Genomic DNA, 6,389 nt, shown 5'->3' on the forward strand with positions numbered 1-6,389 from the left:
GCGGCCGATCCCCGGATCTCGCGCCGCGCCGCGCTGTCCGGGCGAAGCCTCCCGGCGACGGCCTTCCGTCCGATGACAGGCCGCGGGGGGAGAGGACGGGTCCGAGCCCCCATACCCCCACGGCCAGATCACCACGCCGCCGCCGTCCGGCTCGATACCCTGACGCAGGTGGGCGGTCTACGCCGCGCTTGGCGAGACCCGTGGTTCGGCCCCGCTCACTCTGCCCTGGGCCGCATCGATGGGCGCCCCGCCGGCCGTGTCACCGGGCCGCGGGCAGGCACGGAGGCCGACGTGGACCGGGCCGGCGCGCAGGGCGACTTGGTGAGGGCTTCCGAACCGGAGCCCAGTGCGACGGACCGGGTCGCGGCGGCCGATCCCCGGATCTCGCGCCGCGCGTCGATGGGCGCCCCGTTCCGCCGGCCGTGTCACCGCGCGGTTTTGCACGTCGCACATAGCACTCAGCACTTTCTTCCTTCTCGCTATAGAATTCCCCAGTGCCGCTGTCCCGCCATGAGATCTTCGAACGCCTGTTCGATCGCATCCAGGTCGGGGCATGTGTCGCCGTCCTGTCGGACCTGGGTGACCACACGCTGGCGGCGAACATCCAGTTGAAGCTGATCTACGGCTACGCGGTTGAAACCGACGAGACGCAGATTCTTCCCTTCGATTCCGAGCGCTTCATCGATCCGATGGCGCGGCCCGCGCTGCTCGAGCGGCTCGCGCGTGACGGCGCGGTCACTGACTTTCTCGTCCGCATTCGCCGTGCGGACCTCACGCCCATCTGGGTGGAGATCACCGCGCACGCGGAGACGTATCCCGACGGCACCGCACGACTCGAGGCGCTCGTTCGAGACGTCAGCGACCGCAAGAAGCTCGACGATCAGACGCGCGACCTCTACCATCAACTCCTGCAGGCGGAGAAACTCGCGTCGCTCGGGCAGACGATTTCGGGGATCGCGCACGAGTTGAACAACCCGCTCGCGACCATCCTCACCTGGGCCGAGCGGTTGTCGCACCGGCAGGTTGACGACCACACGCGCCGCGGCCTCGACGTCATCTTCTCCGAATCCGAGCGCGCCGCGCGCATCGTCCGCAACCTGCTGACGTTCGCGCGCAAGCGCCATACGACGCGGGCGATGGTGGACATCAACCACATCGTCGAGGAGACGATGGCACTCCGGGCGTACGAGCAGCGCGTCACCAACATCACCGTCATCTCGGCGCTCTCGGCCGGCCTGCCGCAGGTGTTCGCGGACCCGCATCAACTCCAGCAGGTGCTGCTCAACCTCGTCATCAACGCCGAGCAGGCGATGCTCTCCGCGCAGGGCCACGGCACGCTGGTCGTCCGCACCTGGCACAACGCGGCGAACGACACGGTCGTCCTCGAGGTGAACGACGATGGGCCGGGAATACCGGAGGAGGCGAGGACGAAGATCTTCGACCCGTTCTTCACGACGAAGGAAGTCGGCAAGGGAACGGGCCTTGGGCTGACGGTGGCGTACGCGATCGTGCAGGAGCACGGCGGGCGGATCTACGTGCAGGCGCCCGAGCAGGGCGTCGGCACCTCGTTCTTCGTCGAGTTGCCGACCGGCGACGCCGGCGCCGTCCGACCGCCACAGCCTCCACCGGAGGTGATGGCGCAGGATCTTCCGCGCGGCGCGTCCGTGCTGCTCGTGGAAGACGAGCCCGCGCTGGCGCAGGCGGTCGGCGACGGCCTGGCCGACGCCGGCTTCGTGGTCGATCGTGCGGGCGACGGCGAGGAGGCGCTCGCCTGCGTGAACACGCGCACCTACGATCTGATCGTCTGCGACCTGAAGATGCCTCGCGTCGATGGCATGGAGTTCTACCGCCTGATCGCCGCCGAGAAGCCGCTCCTCGCCCGCCGTGTCATCTTCGTCACCGGAGACGTCGTCGGCACCGAGGCCGAGCGTTTCCTCGAGGTGACCGGCTGCCGCTGGCTCGCCAAGCCGTTCCGCCTCGGCGATCTACTCCGGACGGCCCGGGAACTGCTCGATTCTGCCTAGTGTGACGCGCTGGTTGACGCGTTCCCGCCTTCCCGCCTTTGTCCGGTACAAAGAACCGCCGCCACGGTTTCCCGTGGCGGCGAAATGAGGAGGTGGAGGATTGGGCTCGGCCGGCTTGTGGTCCTAACGCGCGACGGCGGCCGGGAAGTCCTCGGCAACGCGGCGCGCGATCTTCTTCCGCGGGCTCGGCAGGCTCGCAGCCTTCGGGCGGACCGTGCGCGCGACGGCGGCATACGGGAGCACCGTCGCGGGACGGCACGACGGCAGCGCGGCCTTCGCCATGACCGGACGCTGGAACGGCAGCACCGGACGGCTCGGCGTGCGCAGCGTGAGCGCCGTGAGAGCCGGCGGCATCGAGACGCTGACGCCCATCGCCCGACGCGCGGCCACGGAGGAAGGCTCGAGCGCGGCGCGCAGGCGCTGGATGGCTCGCGCGTGCAACTGCGACACGCGCGACTCGTTCACGCCCAGCTCATTTCCAATCTGCTTCATCGTCGCTTCGTGGAAGTAATAGAGACCGATCAGCTTGCGCTCGCGCTCTGGAAGCGTCGCCATCGCGTCGCGGATGCGCTCCCTTACTTCGGTGCGCTCGTAGGCCGTGTCCGGGGAATCGGGCTCCGACGGCACCAGGGCCGCCGGCAGCGAGGTCTCGTCCGTGTGGTCGCCCGACGACAGCGGCGACGTGGACTCGATCGTGTTGATGCGGAGGATCGTGCGGCCCAGGCGTTTCTCGTCGGAGCCGACCTTCGCGGCGAGGTCCGCGAGCGACGGCTCGTGACCGAGTTCCTTGCGCAGCGTCTCGCGCGCCGCCTCGAGCTCGCGCCGCACCCGGCGGACGCCGCGCGGCCAGGCCTCGCGCCGCAACGCGTCAATCATCGCCCCGCGGACGCGCCGCTCGGCGAAGGTTTCGAACTTGATGCCACGGTCCTCGTCGAACCGGTGCGCAGCGTCGATCAGACCCAGCACACCGTCCTGTACCAGATCGCCCATGTCGATCGAGTGGGGCATGGACGCCGCGAGTCGTCGCGCCAGTGCTTCGACAAAGGGAAGCCCGGCAACAACGCGGCGGCTTTCATTGGCGGGAATTGGTAGGACCTGCATCGTCGCTCCTGTGGGTTATCGTTTGACTCGCTGTTCCGCCCCATCCTTTCGCAACGGTAGTGCCAGAAAGACACCTGCGCTCTCGCCTAGATGAGCTGGGCGTGTCAGTGCCACTCAAGTAATTGTATTAAAAGAGTTTGCGTCGACATCTCGACGCACGAGACGGAGAAGGCTGTCAGGCGGAAATCCGGCGGGAGCGCCAATTAATTGACAATGGCAGTCGGATTGACAGCCAATTTTCTGACACTCGAGCTTGAAGACAGAGGGATCGAGCCTTCGCCAAGGAGGTTGTGCAGGCGATTACCGGGTACCCAGTAGTCGATTACGAGTGGATAGATGCTAGCCGGCCGTGCGTCGGCAGCAGATCAGCTGCGATCCACCAGCCGCTGGCAGCTATCAACTGACAATTCCGTCGTATCGTCTCGTGGTCAAGCTCCCGTTGTCAGTTCGTTGACATGGCCACGAATCTCGCGCGCCGTTCCCATCGCCTCGAGCGCGGCCGCCACGACCTGGGAGGCCCGCGACCGGTTCATCTCTTCCGCGCACTTCGTCTCGAGAAGCTCTGCGTGCGACAGGATGATGCCGAGCTCGTTGTTCAGGCGGTGGAATAGCTCGCCTAACTCTTTCTTGTTGTTGATGTTCACGGTCTCGACGGCTGCATCCTTGCGCAGTGCGTTCATAGGTCCAATCGCCGCGGCTGCCGAACGACTTCAAGGGGGTTATCGGTAAGCGCGGGGCATCTCTGTAGGGAACGGCGGGCGGCCGGCCACCTGCAAGTTGATCTGGCCTCGACCATCAATCTGTGTCAACATATTGGCGCCATTCGGACTCCCAGCTAAATGCCTGAAACGACAAAACATCTTCTCATCGTCGAGGACGAAGGGGCGCTTCGCGAGGTGGTGGCCGAGCGGCTGACCGATAGCGGCTTCGACGTCGCGCAGGCCGCCAACGGCGAAGAGGCGCTCGAGCGGCTCGCCGAATTCGCATTTGACATCGTCATTACGGATTTGCGATTGCCGGGCATCGACGGCGGCAAGGTGCTCGAGGCGGCGATCGCGCGCTATCCCGACATCATTGGAATTGTCGTGACCGGCTACGGGACCGTGAAGGACGCGGTCGAGGCCATCAAGCGGGGAGCGTCCGACTTCGTCACCAAGCCGTTCCAGTTCGACGAACTGCTGCACGTGTTGAACACGGCGCTCGAGCAGCGGCGGCTCAAGTCCGAGAACGCCTACCTGCGATCGCAACTCGAGCGCCGGTACAGCTTCGAGGGCATCGTCGGTCGTAGCCGGGCGATGCGCAACCTCTTCCAGTTGCTGGAGACCGTGGCCGTCACCAACAGCACGATTCTGGTGACGGGCGAGACCGGCACGGGCAAGGAACTCGTCGCGAGGGCGATCCATCACAACAGCCCGCGACGCGCAAACCGGTTCGTCGCGATCAACTGCAGCGCGATTCCCGAGACGCTGCTCGAGGCGGAGCTGTTCGGTCACGTCCGCGGCGCGTTCACGGGCGCGATCGGCAATCGTGTGGGCCGTTTCGAAACGGCGCACAAGGGCACGCTCTTTCTCGACGAGGTCGGGACCATGGGCGCGCCGCTGCAGATGAAGTTGCTGAGGGCGGTGCAGGAGAAGGAGTTCGAGCGGGTCGGTGACTCACGCCCGATGAAGGTGGACGTGCGCGTGATCGCGGCCACCAACGGCGACTTGGCGAAGATGGTGAGCGAGGGCCGCTTCCGCGAGGATCTGTACTACCGGTTGAACGTCATTCCAATCGGGCTGCCGCCGCTGCGCGATCGCAAGGACGACATTCCGCTGCTCGTCCAGCATTTCCTCGATCGATTCTGCCGCGAGCTGACGCCGCCGCGGCCGGCGTTGACCGTCTCGCAGCAGGCGATGCGGAAACTGATGGCCTTCTCCTGGCCGGGAAACGTCCGGCAGCTCGAGAATGCACTGGAGCGCGCGGTGGCGCTGAGCGCAGGCCGCACGCAGATCGAAGAGGCCGACCTGCCGCCCGATGTCCTGGAGTCCGATCACGCGGCGCCGTCGGGACCGCTCGCGCTGCCCGAGGACGGACTCGACTTCCAGGAGTACATCTCGAGCATCGAACGCGAGCTGATCACGCAGTCGCTCGAGCGCACCGGCGGCAACAAGGGCCGTGCGGCGCAGTTGCTCCACCTGAAGCGTACGACGCTCGTGGAGAAACTGAAGAGAATGAATTCCAATTGAGCTACGGGGGGCTGAGGATTCGCGCACCCGGCACTTCGCACATTGCAGCTTCCGGCGCACTTGGCACGTTGCACGCAGCACTCAGCACTTTTCTATGCCACCTAGATACACCTACTGGACCATCCTCATCGACGACCAGCCCACCGCGTTCCGCGCGGCTGATCGGGAAGATCTGCTGCCGACGCTCAAGCAGCTCCAGGCGAAGAATCCCAACGCGGTGATGAAGTGGTTCGCCCGGGGACGCGTGTGGGAGTCGCCGGAAGAGGCGCGCAGTGCGCACCCGTCGTCGGGCGCGAGGACACATCCGCGTCCGCACGAAAGTGCTCCACAGGTGGTGTCAGCGGAGCCGGATCACAGCGCTCCCGAAGGCGCTCCCGCGAGCGGTGACGCGACGCCGCCGGTCCCGCCCGACGACGTGCCAGCCGATCAGCCGGTGACCGATCAGCTGCCGGCGGAGCGTCGTGGCCACGGCTGGCGCCCGGGCGGCCAGCACAAGGATCCGCGGGAGAAGTTCAAGAAGGAGACGTTCCAGGCGCGCAAGCGACGTGAGAAGAAGGCGGAGAACCTGGCCAGGACCCACGGCAGTGGCCCGGCTCAGGGCCCAGCGCCCGGACCTCGAGGCCACGACGAAGCCGACCGCAAGCCCTCGCAGGACAGGCCGCAGGGCGACCGCAAGCCGTGGCAGAACAAGCCGGCCGGCGGCGGCTTCAGGCCAGCGGGTCGACCCCCGGGAGACCGCAAGCCCTGGCAGGACAGGCCGCCTGGTGGTCCAGGGAGAGGTCCGGGCCCGGGGTTCAGGGGTGAGGGATCAGGGAGCGGAGATCAGGGCAGGGGCCCGACCGAACGGCGCCCCTGGCAGGGCAAGCCGCAGGGCGAGCGCAAACCCTGGCAGGACAAGCCGGCAGGCGACCGCAAGCCGTGGCAGAACAAGCCGGCCGGCGGCGGCTTCAGACCAGCGGGTCGGCCCCCGGGAGACCGCAAGCCCTGGCAGGACAGGCCGCAAGGCGAGCGCAAGCCCTGGCAGAACAGGCCGCCT

5 protein-coding genes are annotated in these 6,389 nt (G+C 66.9%); 3 read left to right on the forward strand and 2 right to left on the reverse strand.

What is annotated here, in order from left to right; genetic code table 11:
- The first annotated feature begins 494 nt into the window (after window positions 1–494).
- Window positions 495–2,024 (forward strand): ATP-binding protein, encoded by a 1,530-nt coding sequence (locus VGK32_12870; GenBank protein HEY3382659.1) that lies wholly within the window; start codon window positions 495–497, stop codon window positions 2,022–2,024.
- Between the two features lie 123 nt (window positions 2,025–2,147).
- On the opposite strand, the gene VGK32_12875 is transcribed toward VGK32_12870, so the two are convergent.
- A complete protein-coding gene (locus tag VGK32_12875) occupies window positions 2,148–3,125 on the reverse strand; it encodes a FliA/WhiG family RNA polymerase sigma factor (protein ID HEY3382660.1) in 978 nt (325 codons plus the stop codon).
- A gap of 428 nt (window positions 3,126–3,553) precedes the next feature.
- A complete protein-coding gene (locus VGK32_12880) occupies window positions 3,554–3,805 on the reverse strand; it encodes a hypothetical protein (protein HEY3382661.1) in 252 nt (83 codons plus the stop codon).
- Between the two features lie 159 nt (window positions 3,806–3,964).
- On the opposite strand from VGK32_12880, the gene VGK32_12885 reads away from it, so the two are divergent.
- On the forward strand, window positions 3,965–5,353 hold the full coding sequence (locus tag VGK32_12885) for a sigma-54 dependent transcriptional regulator (GenBank protein HEY3382662.1): 1,389 nt from the start codon (window positions 3,965–3,967) through the stop codon (window positions 5,351–5,353).
- A gap of 94 nt (window positions 5,354–5,447) precedes the next feature.
- Window positions 5,448–6,389: hypothetical protein (locus tag VGK32_12890; GenBank protein ID HEY3382663.1), on the forward strand; the 942-nt coding region annotated here is incomplete at its 3' end.

The sequence above is a fragment of the Vicinamibacterales bacterium genome (assembly GCA_036504215.1).
In the GTDB taxonomy this organism is placed as follows: Bacteria; Acidobacteriota; Vicinamibacteria; order Vicinamibacterales; family Fen-181; genus FEN-299.